The 25119-nt window shown below is 59.4% G+C and carries 21 protein-coding genes; 15 read left to right on the forward strand and 6 right to left on the reverse strand.

Going from position 1 to position 25119, the window contains the following annotated elements; translation table 11 throughout:
- Positions 1-38: 38 nt before the first annotated feature.
- Complete coding sequence (locus CKV89_RS02315) at positions 39-353, reverse strand: hypothetical protein (protein WP_028327440.1); 315 nt, start codon at positions 351-353, stop codon at positions 39-41.
- Between the two features lie 287 nt (positions 354-640).
- Between CKV89_RS02315 and CKV89_RS02320 the strand changes: the two genes are divergently transcribed.
- Positions 641-2482 (forward strand): phosphoenolpyruvate carboxykinase (GTP), encoded by a 1842-nt coding sequence (locus tag CKV89_RS02320; RefSeq protein ID WP_028327441.1) that lies wholly within the window; start codon positions 641-643, stop codon positions 2480-2482.
- Positions 2483-2616: 134 nt separating this feature from the next.
- Entirely contained in the window at positions 2617-2946 is a 330-nt protein-coding gene (locus CKV89_RS02325; RefSeq protein ID WP_028327442.1) for a hypothetical protein, read from the forward strand.
- Between the two features lie 80 nt (positions 2947-3026).
- On the opposite strand, the gene CKV89_RS02330 is transcribed toward CKV89_RS02325, so the two are convergent.
- Both CKV89_RS02330 and CKV89_RS02335 read right to left on the reverse strand, forming a co-directional pair.
- Entirely contained in the window at positions 3027-3488 is a 462-nt protein-coding gene (locus CKV89_RS02330; RefSeq protein ID WP_231935425.1) for a peptidylprolyl isomerase, read from the reverse strand.
- A gap of 626 nt (positions 3489-4114) precedes the next feature.
- Complete coding sequence (locus CKV89_RS02335; protein WP_034401319.1) at positions 4115-4996, reverse strand: fructosamine kinase family protein; 882 nt, start codon at positions 4994-4996, stop codon at positions 4115-4117.
- Positions 4997-5080: 84 nt separating this feature from the next.
- On the opposite strand from CKV89_RS02335, the gene CKV89_RS02340 reads away from it, so the two are divergent.
- From CKV89_RS02340 to CKV89_RS02380, 9 genes are all read left to right on the forward strand, one after another.
- The gene (locus CKV89_RS02340; RefSeq protein WP_028327444.1) at positions 5081-5473 is read left to right on the forward strand and encodes an RNA-binding S4 domain-containing protein; all 393 of its coding nucleotides are present in this window, start codon (positions 5081-5083) and stop codon (positions 5471-5473) included.
- A gap of 135 nt (positions 5474-5608) precedes the next feature.
- Entirely contained in the window at positions 5609-6649 is a 1041-nt protein-coding gene (locus CKV89_RS02345; RefSeq protein ID WP_028327445.1) for a glutathione S-transferase family protein, read from the forward strand.
- Positions 6650-6693: 44 nt separating this feature from the next.
- Entirely contained in the window at positions 6694-7893 is a 1200-nt protein-coding gene (locus CKV89_RS02350; RefSeq protein ID WP_154657664.1) for a hypothetical protein, read from the forward strand.
- Positions 7890-9851: a GMC family oxidoreductase gene (locus CKV89_RS02355; protein ID WP_028327447.1), complete on the forward strand. Its 1962-nt coding sequence runs from the start codon at positions 7890-7892 to the stop codon at positions 9849-9851. The genes CKV89_RS02350 and CKV89_RS02355 overlap by 4 nt, the downstream gene beginning before the upstream one ends.
- 2 nt (positions 9852-9853) lie before the next feature.
- Entirely contained in the window at positions 9854-11548 is a 1695-nt protein-coding gene (locus CKV89_RS02360; RefSeq protein WP_028327448.1) for a GMC family oxidoreductase N-terminal domain-containing protein, read from the forward strand.
- Positions 11545-12627, forward strand: coding sequence for an alpha/beta hydrolase (locus tag CKV89_RS02365; protein WP_028327449.1), 1083 nt, complete (start codon positions 11545-11547; stop codon positions 12625-12627). Before CKV89_RS02360 ends, CKV89_RS02365 begins: the two co-directional genes overlap by 4 nt.
- On the forward strand, positions 12624-13091 hold the full coding sequence (locus tag CKV89_RS02370) for a hypothetical protein (RefSeq protein ID WP_028327450.1): 468 nt from the start codon (positions 12624-12626) through the stop codon (positions 13089-13091). Before CKV89_RS02365 ends, CKV89_RS02370 begins: the two co-directional genes overlap by 4 nt.
- 640 nt (positions 13092-13731) lie before the next feature.
- A complete protein-coding gene (locus CKV89_RS02375) occupies positions 13732-14250 on the forward strand; it encodes a PTS sugar transporter subunit IIA (protein WP_034401320.1) in 519 nt (172 codons plus the stop codon).
- 14 nt (positions 14251-14264) lie between these two features.
- Positions 14265-15134, forward strand: coding sequence for a PRD domain-containing protein (locus CKV89_RS02380; RefSeq protein ID WP_051277603.1), 870 nt, complete (start codon positions 14265-14267; stop codon positions 15132-15134).
- On the opposite strand, the gene CKV89_RS02385 is transcribed toward CKV89_RS02380, so the two are convergent.
- Positions 15117-15656 carry a methylated-DNA--[protein]-cysteine S-methyltransferase gene (locus tag CKV89_RS02385; RefSeq protein ID WP_051277604.1) on the reverse strand — a complete coding sequence of 180 codons (540 nt, stop codon included), beginning with the start codon at positions 15654-15656 and terminating at the stop codon, positions 15117-15119. The two genes, CKV89_RS02380 and CKV89_RS02385, sit on opposite strands and share 18 nt — an antisense overlap.
- 113 nt (positions 15657-15769) lie before the next feature.
- Between CKV89_RS02385 and purL the strand changes: the two genes are divergently transcribed.
- Positions 15770-19846, forward strand: coding sequence for a phosphoribosylformylglycinamidine synthase (gene purL / locus CKV89_RS02390; protein ID WP_084441238.1), 4077 nt, complete (start codon positions 15770-15772; stop codon positions 19844-19846).
- Between the two features lie 29 nt (positions 19847-19875).
- Positions 19876-20559, forward strand: a complete 684-nt coding sequence (locus tag CKV89_RS02400; protein WP_154657665.1) for a phosphatase PAP2 family protein — start codon at positions 19876-19878, stop codon at positions 20557-20559.
- A gap of 100 nt (positions 20560-20659) precedes the next feature.
- Here the strand turns inward: CKV89_RS02400 and CKV89_RS02405 are convergent, their stop codons facing one another.
- Positions 20660-21970 (reverse strand): FUSC family protein, encoded by a 1311-nt coding sequence (locus CKV89_RS02405; protein WP_157728069.1) that lies wholly within the window; start codon positions 21968-21970, stop codon positions 20660-20662.
- A gap of 219 nt (positions 21971-22189) precedes the next feature.
- Here CKV89_RS02405 and CKV89_RS02410 point away from each other — a divergent pair, with 219 nt between their 5' ends.
- Both CKV89_RS02410 and CKV89_RS02415 read left to right on the forward strand, forming a co-directional pair.
- On the forward strand, positions 22190-24469 hold the full coding sequence (locus CKV89_RS02410; protein ID WP_028327459.1) for a carbon starvation CstA family protein: 2280 nt from the start codon (positions 22190-22192) through the stop codon (positions 24467-24469).
- Positions 24469-24702 (forward strand): YbdD/YjiX family protein, encoded by a 234-nt coding sequence (locus tag CKV89_RS02415; protein ID WP_084441163.1) that lies wholly within the window; start codon positions 24469-24471, stop codon positions 24700-24702. Before CKV89_RS02410 ends, CKV89_RS02415 begins: the two co-directional genes overlap by 1 nt.
- Before the next feature lie 71 nt (positions 24703-24773).
- On the opposite strand, the gene CKV89_RS02420 is transcribed toward CKV89_RS02415, so the two are convergent.
- The gene (locus CKV89_RS02420) at positions 24774-24959 is read right to left on the reverse strand and encodes a hypothetical protein (RefSeq protein WP_028327460.1); all 186 of its coding nucleotides are present in this window, start codon (positions 24957-24959) and stop codon (positions 24774-24776) included.
- Between the last annotated feature and the right edge of the window lie 160 nt (positions 24960-25119).

Here is a 25119-nt window from a genome sequence, read left to right on the forward strand (position 1 = left end):
CACAACGCCACACCAACAGCCTCGCCACGCGGACCTACTCACTGATGCGGGGGAGTGGACCCATCATCGAAAACACTCACCGGCCCCACCGATCGCACAATCTGATCCGCGAACGCCGTCACTTCCGGATCAGAAACCTCAATACCCAACACAGACAAGCGCGAGCGCAGCTCTTTTTCCGCTGCGTCCGTGCAGGTGAAACCAGCGGCCGTCAGCTCAGCGAGCACACTTCGCAGCTGCTCAGCTTTCTCGACCCCCACTTCGTCAATAAACGCCTGGTTGAGCTCAAACTGGGTGACGATGTTTGCGTCATGGCGCTCGCCCTCATCACACAGATCAGGTTTATCCGGCACGGCTAACTCCTTGCAGTTCGGGGGCAACGGCAAAACTCCACGACGGGACACCCGCCGCAGAGACGCAGTACATCCCCGACCATCCCATGCCGCAGGGCGCCTAGCTGTGATGACGTGGCCGAAAGGCACCCGGCATACACATACAAAAACCAATATCGGACAAACTTGTGTCAAATAATAAGATGACACTGCTCAGTGAGCTATGAAAACGCATACATGCGTACCGTGTAAACAAGCGGCACCGTAGCCGCGATACCCAACGACGCAAACTGAGGACGGTCGACAACGTGGTTGATGTAGTTGCAGCGATGGACAAGGCCGGATTGATGAACGCGTCCGTGCGCGAATTCGTCAGTCACTGGGCAGAAGTTACCGGAGCGAAAAACGTCGAAGTGGTCAGCGCATCCGACGACGCCCGCCTCATCCAAGAAGCACTCGACGCCGGCGAACTCCAACCCGCAGGCGAAGGGCGCTACTACTCACGTAGCTACTCCAAAGACACCGCCCGATCAGAATCACGCACCATCGTCGCCACCGCCGATGAAAAAGATAAAGGCGTCTACAACAACTGGCGTCACTCCAACGAAATGAAGCCACTGCTCGAAAACCTCATGCGCGGTGCGAGCGAAGGCAAAACCATGTACGTGATCCCCTACCTCATGGCACAGCCCGGATCACCCCTGGAAAAATATGCCGCCGGAGTCGAACTCACCGACAACCGTGCAGTCGTACTCCACATGATCCGAATGGCCCGCGTCGGCATTGACCTCATCAACAACCTCGAAGACCCCGACACCTTCGTCCGCGCCGTTCACGTCACCGGCGACCTGGAAAACCTCGGCCAAGGAACCCCAGAAGACAAGCGATACTTCGTCACCGTCGCCGACGAACGACTCATCCTGCACTTCGGATCCTCCTACGGCGGCAACGCCCTCCTGGGAAAAATCGCCCACGGCCTACGCCAAGCCGCCTACGACGGCTGGGCCAGCAAAAAATTCCTCGGCGAGCAGTACCTACTCCTAGGAATCGAAGACAAAGAAACCGGCAAGAAGTACCACATCACCGGTGGATTCCCCAGCGCATCTGGCAAAACCAACCTCGCCATGACATTGCCACCAGACGCACTCGGCGACCGCTATAGCGTCAAGTTCTATGGCGACGACATCGCCTGGCTCTGGGTTGACGAAAAGAGCGGCAAGCTCATGGGACTCAACCCCGAAAACGGCGTCTTTGGTGTCGCAAAAGACACCAACGAAAAAACCAACCCCACCGCCATCGCAGCCGTCCAAGAAGGCAGCGGCGCGATCTTCACCAACATCGCCTACAACACCAAAACTCACGAAGTCTGGTGGGAAGGCCGCACCCCAACCCCGCCAGCCGACCTCGACGGCTGGTACGACTGGAAGGGACAGGCCATCGCCGAACGCAGCGAGGCCGAAAAAGACGAACCCTGGGCACACCCAAACAGCCGCTTCACCAGCACCCTAGCCAATGTTCCCAACGTTGCACCCGACTACAACGATCCCGTCGGCGTTGAAATCGACGCCATCATCTTCGGCGGCCGTACCCGTGACCGCGAACCTCTCATTCGCGCCATCACCGATCTAGCCGAAGGTGTCTACGACGGCCTCACCCTCGGAGCCGAAGCCACCTTCGCCGCCGAAGGTGTCGACGGACAACTGCGCTACGACCCCATGTCCAACCGACCCTTCATGTCCTACTCCGAAGGTGACTACGCCCGCCACTACCTCGACGTCATCGGTCGAGCCACAGACAAACCACTATTCGCCCACGTCAACTGGTTTGCCCGTGACCCTGAAGACGGCCACTACCTCTGGCCCGGATTCCGCGAAAACCTGCGCGCGCTGTTGTGGCTAATGGACCTCAAAGCAGGTAAGGCCAAAGGCCGCAAAACCGCAGTCGGGATCCTCCCCACCCAAGACGAGCTCAACCTGGAAGGACTTGACATTCCCCAGGAAGACCTCGACCGCATCCTTTCCATCGACGTGCCTCGCTGGAAGCAAGAAATGGGCTTCCGTGCCGAGCACCTCGAACAATTCCCCAACCTGCCCGAAGAAATTTGGGAAGCCCACCGCCGCGTCGAAGCAGACCTCAATAAAGAGGACTAAGTAGGCACGCGCGGTACTGGTTCACCTCGTAACTGGAGGTGCGAGGTGAACCATGCGGTGGTCTGCATGGTGCGTTCGAGGAGCCGTACCGTGCAGACCACCAACTCACTAAGCACTCAAACCCAGAAAGACAGATGCTCGACCCCCGTCACGACACCATCTGGCGTGCCCGACACAGCGCATGGATGCTGCCTATCCTGCTCGGCGCAGGACTCATCGCCTGGGCAGGGTTCGCCTGGATCGCATTCCGCGCTCGCCGTAAAAGCTGGTGGATCATCGCCGCCGCATACCTGCTAGGCGCAGCCGCGGTGTTGTTTTGGCCTCCAGCAGCACGTGGAAAACAAAGCACAGCGCTCCTAGCCCTGTGGGCCTCAGCCATTGCCGTCGCAGTCATTCTGCGCAACCCCTACCTTGAATGTGCCTATAACCGCCAGAACAGCTGCACCCATCACACCTGTAAATAACAATCCGGCAAGCGCTCTAGATGACGAAACCGTCGGCGACACATGTCGCCGACGGCCAGTTCTCCCTCATGCGGGATGCGTTACTTTTCAGTGATAGTGACCTTCTCTACCTTGTGCACCTTGCTCGGTACACCAGCCTGGTCGCCAGCCTCACCGCCGTCTGCCTCGATTTTCTTCACGACATCCATTCCCTTAGTGACCTGACCAAACAGGGAGTAATTCGGAGGCAGACCCACACCTGCCTCACCAGTCACCACAAAGAACTGGCTCCCGCCAGAGTTGGGCTCGCCTGTATTTGCCATCGCGATCGAGCCAACTTTGTACTCGCCTTGCTGAGGGAACTCGTCTTCAATTCGGTACCCGGGGCCACCTCGACCAGTTCCTTCATGGTCACCGCCTTGGATCATGAAGTCCTTGATTACGCGGTGGAAAGGTGTGGTGTCGTAGTACTTGTTTCGTGCAAGAAACACGAAGTTATTCACCGTTTTTGGTGCTTTCTTCTGATCCAGCAACACATCAAACTCACCTACGTCAGTTTTCACCGTCGCGGTGTACGTCTTTTTGTCATCGATGCATTGTGGCGCTGGCCCAGGGAACTGGGTAGTCCGCTTCTCTGCGCCACCGGCAGGAGGACACTCCACCTTTCCCGTAGGAGCAGCGCTGGCTGGTTGCGACGCTGAGGCGCTCTGGGAGGACGAACCTGGTCCGGCATTGTTAGACGACGAGCCGCACGCCGTGAGGGTCAATGCGGCCAAGGACACGACAAGGGCTGTAGTCGAGATACGCACAAAACAAAGGTAGTTGCTGGCAACGGCCCACGCCGTATAAGCCAGCTACGACGCGCCTGATCTGTTCAGCTAAGAGAAGACTCTCTTGTATTTCATCCACGATGAAATGCAAGAGACGCCTCCCTACAGAAAACTTGTCCATACACGGTGAGAAAAACTCGATTACCTCAACAAAAAGATCCACGATCTTCGAAAATGAGCGCCCTCAATACAGTGGAAACAGAGGGTTTGACCTGCGTGTTCACCGAATAAAACAGTTCGTCCACAATGTGGAGAAGGTATGTGGATAGAACAGACTTACGGGATCACTCCTGCATCCAGCACAATCGCCCTGAAAAACCGTCCTGGTCGGATGTCTGTAACGACCCAACACGTAGACCTCACAAATATGCACCCATCGCAGCCAAAGCCTCATTCCCATACGAACCCCCAAACATGATGGTGTGTACCAACAGAGGAGGAAGCTGATACCACCGCACGCGCGACTTCCAGCCGTCAGCTAATGGCGCAACTTCTTCATAAGCAGCAAAAGCCCGCGAACCAAACCCACCAAACAACATCATCATCGCCACGTCATACTCTCGATGCCCCCAAAAAACAGCCGGATCCACCAACCAATTCCTGCCATTCACATCAACAAGACGATTCCCCGCCCATAAATCCCCATGCAATAAAGCAGGCGGCTCCACAGCCCCACACAACTCATCTGCCCTTTGCGCCAACCGCTCCACCAAGCCCCGCGCACGTGGATCTAACCTTCCTGCTGCTACTGCCTGCTCCGTCAAAGGCACCAGCCTGCGCTCTGCAAAAAACTCCGACCACCGGTCACACGGGCGCTCATCCAAATCGACCGTTCCCAAAACCCCCCGAGCATCGCCACCTACCCCACCAAAAAACTCATTCGACGAACCATGCAGCCCCGCCAACCCCCGACCAAACTCCTCCTCAGTCGCTGCTGACCCGCGCTCACCCTCATCAACCCACTCCAACACCAGCCCCCGCTGCGATGAGGACAACACTCGCGGCACGTTCAAAGACGCCGGAACATGCTCCCGCAATGCCCGTAGTCCCAATGCTTCATGCTCAAACATCCCCGGCACCGGATCTGGCAATACCTTGATAAACACAGCACCATCGGGAGTCTGAGCCCGAAAAGACCTCGCCACATCTCCACCGCGCACCGGAGTCACATCGGAAAGATGGAACTCTTCCCATACATCCCTAAAATCCCGCAAGTAATCAGGGACAGCCCCAGCACTCATTCGACTTCCTACCTTGTCCAAGCCAATCAACGCCCACAGCGAGCAACCGCCCGCCCTGCCATGCTGTCCCGATACGCTAAGCCGATGGCGGAGAACAGCACGGTACGAATCGACGTGTGGCTGTGGGCTGTCCGCGTTTACAAAACACGCTCACTCGCAGCCAACGCCTGCAAAAACGGGCGAGTCACCATTGATGGAAACAAAGCCAAACCATCCTCCAACGTCAAAATCGGCAGCAAAGTCGAAGTTCGTAAGATCGAGGGCACGCGCATCCTGCAAGCTGTGCAGCTGCTCAATAAACGCGTCGGTGCGCCAGCAGCCGCCGAAGCGGTCATTGATACCTCCCCGCCCGCGCCGCCGCGCCAATTCCGCCCTGCTGCAGTAGCTGTCCGGGAACCCGGTGCGGGGCGCCCCACCAAACGCGAACGCCGCGAACTTGATCGCCTCCGCGGTCGAAGTGGCAACCGCGCCCGATAGGGACCCAGTTTCACTGTCCCTGGAGCCTCTTTGCTGCCAACAGTGCGCCGATTATTTTCCTAAAGCACCCCACCCCGATAGTTGTAGTTTCAACTAAAATGAGATGGCGCCCACCCGCACCACCAAGGACACCCCATGGAAAACACCAACCAAGGAAGCTACGTCACCGCAGGAAAACCCTACGAACGCGACACCCGCTACATCACCACCCGCATCACCCGCGACGGCCGCGACGGATACCCCGTCGAACCACACCGCTACCGCCTCATCGTCTCCAGAGCCTGCCCCTGGGCCAACCGCACCATGATCGCCCGACGCATCTACGGACTCGAAAACGTCCTCAGCATGGGCATCGCCGGCCCCACCCACGACAAACACAGCTGGACCTTCGACCTCGACCCCGAAGGCAAAGACCCCATCCTAGGCATCCACCACCTCAAAGACGCCTACGAAAAACGCCACCCCAACTACCCACGCGGAATCACCGTCCCAGCCATCATCGACACCCACAACGGCGCCGTCGTCACTAACGACTACAACCAAATCACCCTCGACCTAGGCAACGAATGGCGCCACCTTCACCGTGAAGGCTCACCCAACCTCTACCCCCACCACCAACAACACGAACTCGACCAACTCATCAAATACATCTACACAGAAATCAACAACGGCGTATACCGCGCCGGATTCGCAGGCAGCCAAGAACAATACGAAGCCGCCTACAACCGACTCTGGACAGCCCTAGACACCCTCGAAGAACGCCTCGCCACCACCCGCTACCTCATGGGCTCCCAGCTGACCGAAGCCGACCTACGCCTCTATCCCACCCTCATCCGATTCGACCTGGCCTACCACGGCCACTTCAAATGCAACCGCCAAACCCTCTCCACCATGCACAACCTCTGGAACTACCTCAAAGACCTATTCCAAACCCCCGGATTCGGAGACACCAACGACCTCCTGCACATCAAACAGCACTACTACGGCGTCCACACCGACATCAACCCCACCCAAATCATCCCCAGCGGACCCGACATGAGCGCCCTCCTAGATCCCCACGACCGAGACCGCTTCGACACCAACACCTGGGGAGACCACGGCACCCCACCACCCCCACCACCTGCCACCGAAATCGTTGACCCCACTCATACACCACTCCACATCACAAAAAGATGAAACCTCAAACTTCCACGCAGCCACATGCTGAATACTTACTCAACGTGACCGCCCCGAACCCCGGACCCAACCGCACAGCCGCACGCGAACGAGCCCGGCTCCTCGGAATCAACATCGGAGTTCTACTCCTCGTCGCTGCGATCGTGCTCATCGTCGCCCAACTCCTCCCAGCCCTACCCGCACCCATCTACCCAATCGTCTTCACCATCGTTGCCGCCATCCTCATCACAACAGGAATCCGCAACGCCCGCCGCGGCAACACCGAAATCGCCCACACCCTCGGCGGCTGGGCCGGAATCCTCACCCTCCTACTCACCCTCACCTGGTCATCACTCCTAGGCTGGGGCGGCGCACTCACCTCCACCCTCCTCATCGCCATCACCCTCAACCTAGCCATCGCCGCCACCCTCCGCTCACCCATCCACCTAGCCATCACCATCCTCACCGCCCTACCCTGGGCCGCCATCGCCCACCTCTACGAAATCCCACCCATCCCCGCACTCATCCTCAGCGCCATCGGACTCTTCTGGCTCACCAACATCCAGTACTCCCACATCCTGGCCATCACCACCACACTCACCCTGCCCGTTAGCCTCACCCTTCTCCTACACCCCTGGACCCACGACACCATCGCCATCGACGGCGCCGACATCGCCACCATGGCCGGACTCATCCTCCTGTGCTCCACCCTGGCCGGACTCACCACCAAAAAAACCCCCGACGAACGCCTCTGGCCCACCACACGCACCACCATCCTCACCGCCCTCATCATCCAAACCCTCGCCGGAGCCATACCCGCCATCTCCGGCCACCTCACCCCCACCCACCCCTGGCCAGGCCTACTCCTCGGCGCCGCCTGCGCCCTCGCCGCCTGCGCCCTCGCCGTCCACCACGGCACCCGAACCGGCTGGTGGACCCTCACCGCCCACGCCGCCCTCCTCTGGGGATCAGTCCTGACTACCCTGACCACCCCCACCCCCTGGACCACCCTCATCATCGCCATGGCCTACGGAACCCTCCTCATCCGCATCACCCGCCACGCCGGCGCAGACACCCGCACCGGAATCACCGCCCTCGCTGCCCTCGCCGCCCTCGCCACCGCAACAACCCTCATCACCCAACCTGCCCCCTACACCGCAGCACTCATCCTCACCCTCATCGGCGCCCTCATCATCACCACAGCCCTAAGCCGCGGCCCCGTACCACCCACCGGCCGCACCGACGGACGAGAGGTCACCCCATGATGATCCCCCGCCGAAACCTCCTCACAGCAGGACTCACCGCCGGAGCAACCCTCGCCGCAGCCAGCGCCGCAGCCCTACGCCACGACTGGGTCCCCACCCCCAACGCCGGCCCCCGCCGCCCCACCATCGACAGCTCCGCCACCGACAACCGCACTGAATACGACTACATCATCATCGGCTCCGGAGCAGGCGGCGGCCCCCTCGCCGTCCGACTCGCCGAAGCAGGACACACCGTCCTCGTCGTCGACGCAGGCCCCGCCACCTCATCCTGGGACGTCTACGACGTCCCAGCCTTCCACCTCTTCGCCTCCTCCGACCCAGAAATCAGCTGGGACTTCTGGGTCAAGCACTACACCGACCCAACCAAACACGGCAGCGCATACATCCCCCAACACGGCGGAGTCCTCTACCCCCGAGCCTCCACCCTCGGCGGATGCACCACCCACCACGCCCTGCTCATGCTCGCCCCCGAACTTGAAGACTGGAACTACATCGCACGCCACACCGGCGACCCATCCTGGAACGCCGCCATCATGAACAAATACCTCCAACGCGTCCGCGAATGGCTCCCCATCGAAACCAGCCCCGCAAGCCTCCTCGCCCGAGACACCACCCTCGCCCGCATCGTCACCGCAACCATCACCCAACACCCAGCCCACAACCTCACCCCCGCAGACATCGACCTCAACAACCTCACCGCCAAAGGCACCCTCTTCGACCCCAACGACCCCGCCGCCGTCGAAGCAACACGAACCGGTGCATGCCTCGTACCCCAATCCAGCCGCAACGGACACAGATACGGCACCCGAGACCGCCTCCTCGACGCCGCCCCACGCCTCACCAGACACCTCTTCTTCCAAACCGACGCCCTCGTCGAACGCATCACCTTCGACCGCGGCCGCACCAACCGCCCCCGCGCCACCGGCATCGACCTAGTCATCTCACCCCGCGCCTACGGCGCCAGCCCCATCCAACACCGCATCAACACCGACCAACGCAACAAAAACCGCCGACACATCACCGCCCGCCGCGAAATCATCGTCGCCGCCGGCGCATTCAACACCCCACAACTGCTCATGCTCTCCGGCATCGGCGACCCCAAACAACTGCAACGCCACGGCATCCAAACCATCATCGCCTCACCCGGCGTCGGCGAAAACCTCCAAGACCGATACGAAATGACCGTCGTCACAGAATTCGACCGACGATTCGCCCTCCTACGCGACGCAGCCTTCGGCGCCCCCGGCGACCTCGAACTCCAACGCTGGCGCTCCGGCGACCCCAACGCCCTCTACCGCTCCAACGGCCTACTCATCGGACTCAAAGAAAAATTCGACGGCGGCTCCGACCACCCAGAACTCTTCATCTTCGGCGCACCATCCCACTTCACCGGCTACCGACCCAACTTCGCCGAAGACGGAGTCCGCAGCCGCCGCCACTTCAACTGGGCCATCATCCGCGGATACCAACAAAGCATGTCCGGATACGTCCGCCTCCGCTCCGCCGACCCCACCGCCACACCCGACATCAACTTCCGCTACTTCGACGACGGAACCAACACCCCCGGCGCACAAGCCGACCTCGCAGCCATGCGACAAGGATTCCGCCACGCCCGCTCCGTCAACGACCTCGCCCGCAAACTCCGCTTCACAGACGCCGCCCGCGACCACGAAATCTACCCAGGACCCACCATCAACGGACCCAACCTCGACAACCTCATCCGCCGCGACGCCTGGGGCCACCACGCCTCATGCACCGCGCCCATGGGCCCAGACAACAACCCCAAAGCAGTCCTAGACTCCCGCTTCCGTGTCCGCGGCGCCGAAAACCTCCGCGTCGTCGACGCATCCGCCTTCCCCAAAATCCCCGCACTCTTCCCACTCATGGCCATCTACGCCGCCAGCGAGCGCGCCGCCGATGTCATCCTCAACGACGCCCGAACTACTCACACCGCATAACCATGACCACAACACCAACAACACCCAACACACACACCACCGGCACCCACCCCACCTGGCCACGACTCGAAACCGAACACCTCCCCACTGACGCCGACACCGTCATCATCGGCTCCGGATTCGGCGGATCCGTCGCCGCCGCACGCCTGGCCCAAGCAGGAAAAGACATCCTCCTACTTGAACGCGGCCGCGAATGGATACCCGGCGAATTCCCCGACGACTTCGCCAGCGTCCGCCGCAACATCCGCACCCGCCACAACCCCATGGGCCTATTCGACCTCGCCCTAGGCCTAGACGTAGACCGCCTCATCGCCAACGGCCTCGGCGGCGGATCCCTCATCTACGCCAACGTCATGCTCCCCCCAGAACCAGAAGTCTTCAACGACCCCCACTGGCCCGAAGGCATCAACCTACGCACCCTCACCCCCTACATCGGGCGAGTCCGAGCCATGCTCCGCCCCGAACACGTCCAACGAGCCCCCAAACACGTCGAACCCCTCACCGGCCTAGCCCACCACCACAAACTCCCCGTCAAACCCGTCCCCGTAGCCGTCAACCTCACCCGCCCCAACGAACCAAACCCCCACGGAATCCAACAAAACACCTGCACACACTGCGGAAACTGCGTCACCGGATGCAACGTTGGCGCAAAAACCACCATGCGAGCCAGCTACCTACCCTTAGCCCACAGCGCAGGCGCCCGCATCGTCACCCGCACCGAAGTTCGCACCATCGAGCCCTCACCCAAACCCCACCATCGCTGGCGCCTACGCGGATGGCGCCTCAACTACGTCGGCGCCCACTACGAACGCACACCCTTCACCCTCGACTGCACAACCGTCATCCTCTCCGCCGGGGCACTAGGAACCACCGCCCTGCTCCTACGCAGCTCCGCCGCCGGCCTCGCCCTCTCACCCAACCTCGGACACCGATTCTCCGGCAATGCCGACTCCCTCGCCCTCTCCTACAACGCAGGCATCACCCGCCAAGCAGGCATAGGCGCCCGCGACCAATTCGCCCCCGACAGCGAATACGGCCCCACCATCGCCCGCATGATCGACCGCCGAAACGGTGCCCACGGTCACCTCATCCAAGACGCAGTTATCCCATACCCCATCGCAACCATGTTGCGTCGCCTCCTCGCTGGCCGCTTCGCCCTCAGCGGAGACGAACGCATCTACTGCGATCTACGCCCCGGCGGATGCCCACCCGGATGCAGCGCCATCGAACACTCTCAACTCTGGCTAGCAATGGGAACAGACGAAGCCAACGGCACCGTCCGACTCGGACCCCGCGGTGAACCCACCGTCCACTGGCCCGACGCCCACCGCCAAAACATCTACCGCCAACAACAAGACGACTTCGCCCACCTAAGCGAAACCGGAGAATCCATCCACATCTCCAACCCCCGTCACCTCGTCCGACGCAGCGGAATCCCCGCGCAATCTCCCGTCACCGTCCACGCCCTCGGCGGAGCAGCCATGGGCCCCAACGTCGACACAGGCGTCATCGACCGCGACCACCGTGTCTACACAGGACACGGCAACACCACAGGCACCGCCGTTCACCCCGGCCTATACGTCATCGACGGTGCAGCCAGCCCAACATCCCTGGGCGCCAACCCCGCACTCACCATCGCCGCACTCGCCGAACGCGCAGCCGAACGCCTCCTCCACCACGAGAACGAGACCCCATGAACACCTTCCTCAACGCCATACGCAACTGCCTACGCGGCAGCTTTCTCGTCCTCGCCCTCATCATCTCCATCATCGCCACAATCCTTCTCGACGCCCGCGACCTGCGCAGCCCAGCCAACGCAAAAACCGACATGCCACCGGCATCAGTCGCCCCCTGGCACGACCCCTCTTGGACACCTTCTGCCACCGTCCCCGGACTACACACCCGCCAACTCGACATAGGCGACCTCGCTGGCGGCGGAACCACCCGCGTCGGCGTCCTCGAACCCACCATTCCAGCCGTCGCCGATGTCCTCTTCATCCACGGCCATGCCGACCGACTCGACAACCACCGCGCACTCTTCACCAGCCTCGCGCAACGTGGCATGCGCGTCATCTCCTACGACCTGCCCTCCCACGGCAAATCCCACCTAGCTCCCATCGACCGCTGGAGCATCGACGACCTCACCGAACTCACAGCCCGAGTCGAACACGCCACCCACACCAAACACCCACTCATCCTCTCCGGATGGTCCTTCGGCGGACTCATCGCCACCCGCATCGCCCAAGAACCAACCCGCCTACATCGATTCTCCCGCCCCATCCGCGCACTCATCCTCGAAACCCCCGCCGTCGCCCCCCTGTCCTTCGTCGGAGGCGACGGTATCGCTCAAGCACGCACCCTCACCCACGACACAGACGCTCCCGTAGCCGCACCACCCACACCCGCATCACCCTTCTACAACCCTCTCTTCGCCACCCGACTCCTCACCGAAGCCACCATTGCCGCAGCACATCCCCTCCCAGCCGGGCTACCGACGCTCATCATCGGATCCGACCCCGAACACGACCGCTACATTGACGCTAAAAAAGTTGCCACGTGGGCTACAGGTGTAGCCAAAAAGACCGGTGCCAACATCACCTTCCGCACCTGCCACGGTGCTCGCCATGGCGTTGACATCGAAGCCTGGCCAACCGGACCAGCCGCCAATCACCACATCACCAACTTCATCGCCAAAACTCTCACCCTCGCTACTGCTGCTACCCGCACCAGCAACTCAACCCCCACACCCACGGAAGTGACCACAGCATGCCGGTGACCACCTTCACAGAAACCATGCGCGGACAGGGATTCGACCTCTGCCACTTGCGCGTCCGCCTCGACCACCCCGAAAACCATGACCAAGGATTCACCGGCACCATCGAAAGCGGGAAAGCAACGGGCCCCGGTTTCTCTGGCCCCGTCACCGGAGGAGATGTCACCATCCTCGCCCGTGAAGACAACACCCGTGTAATGCGTTATCGACTCGACATAGCCGACCCAAACGGGCCAGTCGAACTTCACGGTGTTAAAACGCTACGAGCTACCCGCCGACTCCTCCCTAACCCCCTGCGTGTGTGGAAATCCACGACCACTATCACTCTTGAAGCCACACGGAACGGAACCAGAATTTCTACCGGGACCGCACGCGTTCACGTCAGTGACCTTCTGCCTCAACTTTGTTCACTTCACGGTGCAGTACCGAGATTCATTCTCGGATTCCTCACCCGCGTCATTCGCTGACAGTATTTTCAACCCGAAAGATTTGTCACCACGCGAGCCTGTTTGTAGTAGCGTCGTACACGAACTATCGCTCGTTATCAGGCTTGTAACTTTCGGCAAAACCTGAGGCGCGCAATCGAGCCGTGCTGCCCGATTAACGTCGTCAATGTCGCCGAGGAAACATGTCCCCCATACTGCTCCGCCACTCTGCAGGCATCACCACCCCTGCCCGCGATCCTGCCCAGGCAATAGACACGTCCCTGGGATGAGCAGAAACAGGTGTTTCACCCCCCTCATCGCGCATGGCAACGCCCCACCTCGCGTTCTCGCAGGAGTCGATGCCCCCTCACAACACCTCACACAGTGCGTTCATATCGCGCCTGATTTTTAAGCCCCCAGCGCTGGCTCTTACGCCGCGGCTTCAAGGACCAACAATGTGCACCCATCTCCACACGAGCGATCACATCCCTGAACGCTTTATCTCGCCCCGAAAATCTGTTTATCGCATTCATCGACCATGAGCAGCTCATGTTGCTCGGTGTCGACGCCGTATGTGAGGACGTGGCCAGGGAACACATCAGCTACGCCGTAATCCCGAAAGCGCTAAAGCATTCACGAATGCGCTCAGTTTCGATGACTGAGCCTGAGAAAGGACAGACAAATGTTGGATTTGCTGCGTAAATGGAAACGACAGATCGTCGGAGAGACTCACGTGGAGCCGCACGTTGCGCATGAAGCTCTATATCGGCCAGTACAGGGCCGAACCGTTGACATCACGGAGGTACCGGACCCCGTATTCGCTCAAAAAATTATGGGAGATGGTTTCGCGGTTCTTCCGGATGAAGGTGTGTTCCGTGCTCCGGTGGCAGGAGAGCTTGTGCTGGTAGCTGAGACCATGCACGCGTTTGCTATTCGCACGGACGCTGGTGCAGAAGTATTGGTTCACATCGGTATCGACACAGTGGGTCTCAAAGGTGAGGGGTTTACGGCGCATGCTCAAGCTGGGCGGTGGGTGCAAGCTGGGGAACCGATCATTTCCTGTGACCTTAGGTCACAGGAGGCAAAGGTTCCCTCGATGATTACGCCCGTAGTTGTGACGAATGGTGATCGTTTCACAATGACAGGACGCAATTTGAGTGCTGCGAACGATGGTGCTGTTGCAGTCATCGTGTCGAACTGAGGCGTTCTCTACCGATGGGTTCACAGGTCACAGTTCGGCGGGTTTACAACAACAATGTCGTCCTCGGCGTTGAGGACGGCGCGGAGGTTGTTCTTCTCGGTAAAGGCATCGGGTTTGGGCGTAAGCCAGGCGATGAGGTTGACACCGAAGGGGTACAACGTTTCGTTGAGGAGCTGCCATATAAGGCGGCACGTGTTGCCGATGTGCTCAGCGGGGCGACGATGGAAGAGACAGAGGTTGCGCGTGCCATCGTCGCCATCGGTAGAGATGCGTTGGGGCTTTCGGTAGGGCAGGCGTTGTTGTTGCCAGTGCTGGACCACCTGTCGGTTGCGGTGAAGCGGGTGAAGATGGGCATCACGGTCGACTTCCCGTTGCGGTGGGAGGTTGGGCATGTGTTCCCGGAGGAGAGCGCGGCAGGCCGTGAGGCGATGCATTTGGCGAATGCACGCCTGGGGGTGGTCTTGCAGGAAGACGAGTGGGTGGCGTTTGCTTTGCACTTTGTGAATCACCGGTGGGCTGGTGGTGATTTGAGTCGGACGTTGAGCATGACTGAAACGATTCGGCGGTCGTTCTCGCTATTGGAGGAGTCGTGGGGGAGGGCGATTGACGAGAACTCGATGAATGCTGCTCGGTTCGTGACGCATATGCGTTATTTATTTGTGCGGGCTTTGGAGAGTCGGCAGCTAGATGATGTGGGTGTGGATTTATTGGCGCCGGTGCGGGCGCGTTCGCCGGAGGCGGTGCGGGCTGCGTTGGGGTTACGTGAGTTGGTGGAGGAGGCGTTGGGGGTGTCTCTGACTGAGGGTGAGGTGGGGTATTTGGTGTTGCATACGGTGCGTTTGTATGCAGAGCTGGGGATGGAACGTTCAGGTTCTGGTGGGTGAGCGGGGTGTGGCGGGGGTGGTTTTTTCGTGTGTGAGAAGCCATTTTTTGGCTTCGGCGCCGCCTCGGTATTGGCCGGGGTTGCCGTTGGCGCGGATGATGCGGTGACAGGGTAGGAGGAGAGGTAGGGGGTTGGTGGCGCAGGCGGTGGCTGCGGCGCGGATAGCTGTGGGGTGTCCTGCTTGGGTGGCGAGTTGGGTGTAGGTGAGGGTGGTTCCGTAGGGGATGGTGGCGAGGTGGGTTTGGATGGTGCGTCGGAAGGGTGTGCTCATGCGGTGGTCTAGGGGGAGGGTGAAGTGGTGGCGTGTGCCGGTGAAGTATTCGGTGAGTTGGGTTTTGGCGGTGTGGAGGATGGGGGTTTCGTGGTGTGTGCCGGGGCCGGTGGTGCCGGTGATGTGGGTGAGTGTGGTGGTGTGGTTTTCGCAGCCGAAGGCGATGTAGATGATGCGTTCTTGGGTTTGTGCGATGAGTAGTTCGCTGATCGGGGTGTTGATGGTTATGTAGGTGAAGTGGTGGGTGGTCATGGTGTCAGTGTGTTGGTGGGGTCGGGGTGGTTGGTAGGGGGGGGACGAAGTGGCATGCCAGTCCGGGTAGCCTGGGTGTGTCGGTCATCACCGCACCCGAGAAAGGCCGCAGCATGTCTTCGCCGTCTGTTCCTTCCGCATCGTTGTTGAGCGCTGGCTCTGCGTTGGAGGGAAGTTCTGATCCTGTGTATGAAGTTACTTTTATTCCTGGTGGGTCGGCGCTTTCTGATTTTCGGGCAGCTGCGCTGCTTCGTCGTTTGCGCAGTGTTGATGAGCGCATTGTTGGTGTTGATGCGCAGTTTGTGCATGTGGTGGCTTCTGATTCGCCGTTGGATGAGGCGGGTTGTGAGCGGTTGGCGTCGATTCTTGAGTACGGGGATGCGTATTCAGGGCCATCACTGGGTGAGGGCCGGGTTGGTATGGTTGTGGCGCCGCGGTTTGGAACTATTTCGCCTTGGGCGAGTAAGGCCACGGATATCGTGCACAACTGCGGGATTGCTATTCACCGTGTGGAGCGGGTGACGCAGTTTGTTTTGACGTTGAGTGGGGTGGGTGCAGAGGCTGGTTTGGCTGATGAGCAGTGGGTTGAGGCTGCTGGGGTGCTGCATGACCGTATGACGGAGACGGTTTTGCGGGGGGTGGATGAGGCGAGGCTGGTGTTTGCTGAGCGTGAGCCTGCCGCTTTGGGGCGGGTTGATGTGTTGGGTCTGGGGCGTGATTCGTTGGTGGAGGCGAACACGGCGTTGGGTTTGGCGCTTTCTGATGATGAGATTGATTACTTGGTGGATGCGTTTGTGGGGTTGGGGCGTAATCCGAGTGATGTTGAGTTGATGATGTTCGCGCAGGCGAACTCGGAGCATTGCCGTCACAAGATTTTTAATGCTGATTTTGTGATTGATGGGCAGTGTCAGGATTTGTCGCTGTTCGGGATGATTCGGCACACCGAAAAGATGAATGGCCAGAACACGATTGTGGCGTACAAGGATAATGCCGCGATTATGGCTGGTGGGGAGGTTACTCGGTGGTTGCCTGCGGTTACTGATGCTCAGGGTGAGGCACATAAGTATTCGGGCCGTATGGGTGATGTGCATGTGTTGATGAAGGTGGAGACGCATAATCACCCGACGGCGATTTCACCGTTCCCGGGGGCTGCTACGGGTGCTGGTGGTGAGATTCGTGATGAGGGTGCTACGGGTCGGGGTTCGGCGCCGAAGGCGGGGCTGACTGGGTTTGTGGTGTCGAATCTGCATCTTCCGGGTACGAATGAGCCGTGGGAGGTGGGTGATTGTGATGAGCAGGGGCGCCGTCGTTTCCCGGCGCATGTGGCCTCTCCGTTGGACATCATGATCGAGGCGCCGATTGGTGCGGCTGCGTTCAACAATGAGTTTGGGCGCCCAGGTTTGGGTGGCTTTTTCCGTGTGTATGAGCAGACGGTGGATGGGGTGCGCCGTGGCTATCACAAGCCGATCATGTCTGCTGGTGGTTTGGGCTCTATTGATGCTGGTCAGACGGAGAAGGTTCCGTTTGAGGCTGGCTCGCTTTTGGTTCAGCTGGGTGGGCCGGGTATGCGTATTGGTATGGGTGGTGGCGCTGCCAGTTCGATGGCTGCGGGGACGAATGCTGCTGATCTGGACTTTGATTCTGTTCAGCGTGGTAACCCGGAGATGGAGCGTCGTGCGCAGGAAGTGATTAACGCGTGTTGGTCGTTGGGGTCGGATAACCCGATTTTGGCGATTCACGATGTTGGTGCCGGTGGTTTGTCTAATGCTTTCCCTGAGCTGGTTAGTGATGCCGGTCGAGGGGCGCGGTTCGATATTCGTGCGGTTCCGGTGGAGGAAAGTGGTCTGACGCCAGCGGAGATTTGGTGTAACGAGTCGCAGGAACGGTACGTGTTGGCGATTGCGCCGGAGTCGTTGCCTATGTTCCGTGAAATCGCTGAGCGTGAGCGGTGTCCGTTCGCTGTTGTTGGTGCGGCTACTGATGATGGCCGGTTGGTGTTGGATGCTGCGGATGCGCTCTGTGCTGAGGCTGGGGGTGACGGCGTGGTTGAGAGCGGTCCGGATGCGCCGATTGATATGCCTCTTGAGGTGTTGTTGGGTAAGGCACCGAAGATGACACGTGATGTGGCTCGGGTGCGGCGCAGTACGCCTCGTTTGGATGTGGCTGCGTTCCACGGGTCGAAGAAGGGTGCTGGGGCTCTTCGGGATGCTGCGTATGCGGTGTTGCGGCATCCGTCGGTGGCCAGTAAGCGTTTCTTGATCACTATTGGTGACCGCACGGTGGGTGGTTTTTCGCATCGTGACCAGATGGTTGGGCCTCACCAGGTTCCTGTTGCCGATGTTGCGGTGACGTTGTCTGATCATTTCTCTTTCGCGGGTCAGGCGATGAGTTCGGGGGAGCGGATGCCGGTTGCGGCGGTGAATGCTCCTGCTTCTGGTCGTTTGGCTGTGGGTGAGGCCATCACGAATTTGCTGGCTGCTCCGGTTGAGTCGCTTGAGAGTGTGAAGATTTCGGCTAACTGGATGGCTGCTGCTGGCGAGGAGGGTGAAGACGCGGCGCTGTATGACACGGTTCGTGCTGTGGCGATGGATTTGCTTCCTGAGCTGGGGATCGGTGTGCCGGTTGGCAAAGATTCGTTGTCTATGCGTACGCAGTGGACTGATGAGGTGACGGGGGAGACGTGCAAGGTGACGTCTCCGGTCTCTTTGGTTATTTCTGCGTTTGCGTCGTTGTCGGATGTGCGTGGCACGCTCACTCCGGCTTTGCCGAAGAATCGTGAGACGACGCTTTTGCTTGTTGATTTGGGTGAGGGTGAGCGTCGTTTGGGTGGTTCGATGTTTGCTCAGGTCAACGGTGTATTCGGGGGGGCTACGCCTGATGTGGTGAGGCCGTCTCATCTTGTTGGCCTGACGCGGGCGATGACTGCGTTGCGGGAAGCGGGAGTGGTTGTGGCTTACCACGACCGTTCTGATGGTGGTTTGTGGGCTGCCACGGTTGAGATGGGTTTTGCTGGCAGCACGGGATTGACTCTCGATGTGCCGGATGTGGCGACGCTTTTCACTGAAGAGCTTGGGGTTGTGCTTGGCATTCCCTCTGAGCGAGCGGGTAAAGCTGAAGCTATTCTGGCTGCTCACGGCTTGGGTGAGATCACGCATCGTATTGGTACTACGCGTGGTGACCGGCGTGTTCAGGTTGTTATTGATGGCGCGAAAGTCATGGATGAGGCTTTGGCTGATCTGGGTGCGGCCTGGGATGGGACGTCTGCTCGGATTAGTCAGCTGCGCGATAACCCTGAGTGCGCGCGTCAGGAGCATGAGGCTTTCACGGCGGCGTTGGCTGGTAAACGTGAGGGTGTTACTGAGCTTTCGGTTGCTCCGACGTTTGACCCTAATGATGATGTTGCTGCGCCGTTCTATAACGCTGGGGCGCGTCCACGTCTTGCTGTGTTGCGTGAGCAGGGCGTGAACTCTCATGTGGAGACGGCGTGGGCGTTTGATCAGGCTGGCTTTGACACGTTTGACGTGCACATGACTGATCTGCAGACGGGGCGGATTGACCTGTCGAGCATGGTTGGTTTGGTTGCTGCAGGTGGGTTCTCTTATGGGGACACGCTGGGTGCTGGTGAGGGCTGGGCGCGTTCGGTGCTGTACAACCCTCGTTTACTTGAGATTTTCACTGACTTCTTTGCTCGTCCGGACACTTTCGGTTTGGGTATTTGCAACGGATGTCAGATGTTTGCGGCGTTGGCTGGCCTTATTCCGGGTGCGCAGGCGTGGCCGCGTTTTTCACGGAACCTTTCTGAGCAGTACGAGGCGCGTCTTGCTCAAATCGAGGTGTTGGATTCGCCATCGATTTTCTTTGCGGGCATGGCTGGTTCGAGTTTGCCGATTGTGGTGGCTCATGGTGAGGGGCGTGCTGACTTCTCGGTGCGTGGCGATGCTGCCGAGGTGGTGCGTGTGATGCGCTACACGGATGCTACTGGTGCACCGGCTGTTTCTTATCCCGCTAACCCGAATGGTTCGGCGGAGGGGTTGACTGCGGTGACTACCCCTGATGGGCGGTTCACTGCGATGATGCCTCACCCGGAGCGGGTAGCTCGGAATGTGCAGTTCTCGTGGACAGATCAGCCTGTTGAGGGTACGAGTCCGTGGATGCGGCTGTTCCGGAATGCGCGGGCTCACATCGGGTGATTCGTCGCGTTTGTTTTGGTGAAAAGGCGGTGCAGGGCCCCTTGGTGGCGGTCCTGCACGGCCTTTTCTTTTCGTTGGCGTGGGCTGTTGTTTTTGCGCTGATTGGGTGGGGTGTTCTTCGTTTTGAGGCTGTGGGTGATTCGCTTGTGGCCAAGGTTGTGCGCGGTGTTGATGAGGGGCTTGTCAGTGCTGGGATAGATGTGGTTCGTTCGCATGCTGTTATGCGTGAGTTTTTTGTGGCGTGGCAGTGGTTGAGTGAGCCGTGGCGTGTTTATGCGTGTGGGGTGGTGGTTTTGGGGGTTTTGTGGTGTCGGTGGCGTCGGGCTGGGGTTGCTGTGGTGGGGCAGCGTGTTGGGTGTGGCGTTGTGGGAATGATGTGGGCGTGGTTATTGGCTGCGGTTGTGAAGTGGGTGGTGGGTAGGCCGCGGCCGGTGGTGGAGCTGCCGGTGTGGTGTGCGGAGGGTTTTTCTTTTCCTAGTGGCCATGCAGCGAATGCGACTGCTGTGGTGTGTGGTTTTGTGTTTGTGTTGTGGCCGTTTTTGGGGTGGGTGGGGCGTGTTGGTGTGTTGATTGGTGGGGTGCTTTTTGTGGTGGTGACGGTGGTGGATCGGGTGATGTTAGGGGTGCATTTCCCGACGGATGTGTGTGCTGGTGTGGTTTTTGGCGGTGTTGTGACGTGGATTTTTTACTTGACGGTTAGTGCTCGTCGGTAGGTAGAAAAATCTTGGGTGGGGTGGGGTCTGTGTGGAAGGGGTGGCTTGTCTGTCGTTTTCGGATGGTGGTTCAGGTTGCTAAATCGTGTGGGGTGATGGTTTAGGAGGGGTGGTGTGGGTTTGTTGGTGGGGTGTCGGGGGTTTTGGGATTGGGTGCTTCGGTAGTGGGGAGGACAGGAATGATTCCGGTGTAGGTGAATTCGCAGGCGGGTAGGGCGCCGGTTTCGGGTTTTAGGTCATCGAGGATGCTGCCGATGGCGGCTTGTGCTTCTTCTGCGTATTTTTCGTCGGCTTCTCGGACGAGGCGGCGTGCATCTTCTAGTGAGGTGCCCAGGATCATGTAGTAGTCAACGATGATTGAGCGTACTTGGGCGCGCATGACTTCGGCAGACAGGGGGGCTTCGGCTACGGGTCGTGCGGTGCGGCGCGAGAGGTCCCACATGGTGGATTGGACGTTTTCGCGGGAGCCGCCTTTACCGAAGCAGAGAGCGAGGTCGTCGGAGATGCGGGCTAGTTCGATCATGAGTTGGACGTATTCTTCGGGAATTTCTTCGCCCATTTGGACCGAGATAGTGCCGCGGCGTACGAGGACGCGGGCGTTGCGGACGGCGCGATCCATGGGTTCAAGCGCGTCAGCGATGGTTTTCATTTCTTCGTGTCGGGAGCGGTACCAGGGCAGGATTGTGGTGATTTCGAGGGAGTCGGCGGCGAATCCGCGTAGAGCGGTGAGGTCTTTTTCCATGGCGCGGGCTTCTTCGAGGACGTCTTCGGCGGCGTTTCGGTCGGCGGTGCGGATGGTTTTGACGCTGCTGAGTAGGAGGCTGCCGAGGCGTTCGAGCAGGAGTGATGCGTGGGAGTTGGGTCTGCGGAACACGGAGCTGGGGACGATGCCGGCGAAGAGCAGGCCGATGGATGCGCCGATGAGGGCTTCGCTCCATCGTCCGGCTGGGGTGGTTGAGCCGGCGAGCATGGCGATGATGAGCCCTTGGATTCCTGCCTGGTTGATCATGAGGGTGGATGCGCCGAAGGCAGAGGCGAGCACCATGGCGATGGCAACGATGGCGCAGACTTGCCAGGCTCCCATTCCGACGGTCATGAAGAAAAGTTCACCGACGAGGGTGCCGATGGCTACGCCGATTGTGACTTCGGCGGCGCGGCTGAATCGTTTGCCGTAGCTCATGCCGAGGGTGAGGATCGCGGCTACGGGGGCGTAGAGGGGTACGGCGACGTTAAAGACGTGTTTGGCGATGAGGTAGGTGGCGCCAGCGGCGATGGAGCATTGCGCGATAAATGAGATTTTGGCGCGTACTTCGCGTGCTCGCTGTTTAGCTTGTCGGCGTGAGAGTTCGGCTGAGTGGTCGATCCAGCGACCACTGCTGCGTATGACGTTGCGTGGTGCGAATCGGAGCATGAGAAGTATTTTCGCTCGTGCTGGGTGTGTGTTCCATCTGGGGTGTGTGGATGCTCTGTGGAGGGACTCGGATTGTATGGCGAAGTGGTGGTGGTTGACCTGCGGTGATGGTGCGGTGTGAAACACATCTGTGTTTTGTTTCCAGGCAGCGTTCAGCAATGGCAGTCTGGTTGCAATTGTCAGACCATTTGCTCCTCGGGGCGCAGAACGGGGGAACTTATGAGCACTAGCCAGTCCGAAAATGCCGGGGTGCTTGCTCCTGAAACTGATCCACCTCCAGTGGAAGTAGATCCGGCGGCGCGTGAGGCACATGAGCGTGCATGGCCGGTTAAAAAGATCGCGGCGTGGGCGATGGTTTCGTTGCTTGGTGGCGTGGCGTGGGTGATGCTCGCGTTTGTGCGTGGCGAGACAGTGAACGCGATTTGGTTTGTGTTTGCTTCGCTGTGTACTTACGCGATCGCGTATCGGTTTTATGCAAAGTACATCGAAGACAAGCTGCTGCGTCCGGATGATTCTCGAGCCACTCCGGCTGAGTATGCCGCTGACGGTAAGGATTTTGTCCGCACGGACCGTCGAGTGCTATTCGGGCACCACTTTGCGGCTATCGCAGGTGCTGGTCCGCTGGTAGGGCCGATTTTGGCTGCGCAGATGGGGTACTTGCCTAGCACGATCTGGATCATTGTTGGTGTGATCTTGGCTGGCGCGGTTCAGGACTACCTCGTGTTGTTCTTCTCGATGCGTCGTGGTGGCCGCTCCATTGGCCAGATGGCTAAGGATGAGCTCGGGCCAATTGGTGGTGCAGCTGCTCTGCTGGCCACGTTGGCGATCATGCTCATCATCATCGCGATCCTCGCGTTGGTGGTTGTGAACTCTCTGGGTGATTCACCGTGGGGTGTTTTCAGCGTGGGGATGACCATCCCGATTGCGCTGTTTATGGGCGTGTACATGCGCTACTTGCGCCCCGGCAAGGTGGGCGAAGTGTCTCTTATTGGTGTGGTGTTGCTGCTGGCTTCGATCATCGCTGGTGGCTGGATCAACGCCAACCCAGGTTTGGCTGAGATTTTCCACATTTCTCGGGGAACGTTGGCGTGGGCGGTCATCATCTATGGATTTGTGGCTGCCGTTTTGCCGGTATGGATTCTGTTGACTCCGCGCGATTACCTCTCCACGTTCATGAAGATCGGAACGATTGCGCTGCTGGCCATCGGTATTGTCGTGGTGCGTCCTGAAATCGCCACGCCTGCTTTTAGTGAGCTCGCATTCCGCGATAACGGCCCGGTGTTCTCCGGTTCGTTGTTCCCGTTCTTGTTTGTCACGATCGCTTGTGGTGCGTTGTCAGGCTTCCACGCCACGATCGCCTCGGGCACAACACCAAAGCTGTTGGAGAAGGAACGCCAGGCTCGCATGGTTGGTTATGGCGGCATGCTGGCTGAGTCGTTTGTTGCGATCATGGCGCTTGTCTGCGCGGTCTCTATTGATCGCGGTCTGTACTTTGCTATGAACTCTTCACCGGCTGTCACTCAAGGAACAGTTGAAGGCGCAGCTGCATTTGTTAACTCTTTGGGCCTGATGGGTGTTTCCACCAGTGCTGATGCTCTTGCTGCAACGGCTCAGGCTGTTGGAGAGCCTTCGGTTGTTTCTCGTACTGGTGGCGCTCCGACGATGGCTATCGGGTTGGCGCAGATCATGCACCAGTTCCTTGGTGGGGCGAACATGATGGGGTTCTGGTACCACTTTGCGATTATGTTCGAGGCGCTGTTCATCTTGACCAGTGTTGACGCAGGTACCCGTGTGGCACGGTTCATGCTGCAGGACACTCTGGGCAATGTGTGGCCGCGTTTCAAAGATCTTGATTGGTCTTTCGGGAAATGGTTCTGCACAGCAGCGATGGTTGCTGGTTGGGGATCGATTCTTCTTTTGGGGGTTCACGATCCTCTGGGTGGTATCAACACGTTCTTCCCGCTGTTCGGTATCGCGAACCAGTTGCTCGCGGCGATGGCGTTGGCTGTATGCCTGGCGATCGGTGCTCACATGGGCCGCAAGCGGCATTTGTGGATCATTGCTATTCCGCTTGCTTTTGCTGCGGCAGTAACGATCACTGGTTCGATCTACAAGATTTTCAGCCCCGTTCCCTCTATTGGCTACTGGGCACAGCACAATGCTTTCGCTTCTGCGCTGGCGGCAGGTAAGACTCAGTTGGGTACAGCTAAGTCTGTGGAGGCGATGGAAGCGGTTGTGCGGAACACGTTCGTGCAGGGTTCGTTGTCGATCTTGTTCGTAGTGTTGGCTGTGATTGTCATCGTGATGGCGGTGTGGCGGGCTGTGCAGGCTATTCGCGGCAAGTCAGTGCTGAATACGGAGGATCCTGTCGTTGCTTCCGAAGTGTTTGCGCCGTCGGGGTTTGTTGCGACTCCGCTGGAGAAAGAGTTGGAGAAGCAGTGGCAGGGGTATTTCGAAAAGCACCCTGATATTGCTGCGGCCCATCAGGCGGGTCATTGATGGTTGGTCTTTGTGTTGGAGGTTCTGCCGTGCGTGATGTGTGTGACCGAGTGCGTGCGGCAGGACGTCTGGCATGGAAGTCGTGGAAGTCGATTCTTGGTGCAGATAAGTACGAGCATTACCTGGCTCATCACCGTCGGATGCATCCGGGTTGTGAACCGATGAGTGAGCGGGAATTTTGGGATCGTTACTACCGCGATTGTGAGCGCAACCCTGGTGCTCGGTGCTGTTGAGGCAGCGTGCTCAGTGTTACTCAAGAGTGGGTGGGCTAACACCAGCTGGTGTTAGCCCACCCACTCTTGAGTTAGCTGTTGAGCTGTCGCTGGATGTCTCCTCGTTCGCCAGCGGCGAGGCTGTAAGCCATGACGAGGGAGAACAGCAGCGGGATCAAGGGGGCGAATGTGCCCCCTGCGGCCCACATGAGGGCGGCAAGCGCCAGTCCGATGATGAGTAGGGCTGGCGCGTTTTTGCGAGAAGTAAGGAGATTCATGATGGGTCACCCTTTCTCGTATGGGAGGGGTCCGGTGAGAGAGCCTCTCCCGTTCTTTAATGAACAGATGTGGTGCGGTTTGTGCCGCAGTGTTGGTGTTGCCTCTGGGCGCTGGTGGTGGTGTTTGTCGTTAGGTGGTGCCTGGGCGCGTGGGGCAGGG

This window comes from Dermatophilus congolensis, from assembly GCF_900187045.1.
Lineage (GTDB): Bacteria > Actinomycetota > Actinomycetes > Actinomycetales > Dermatophilaceae > Dermatophilus > Dermatophilus congolensis.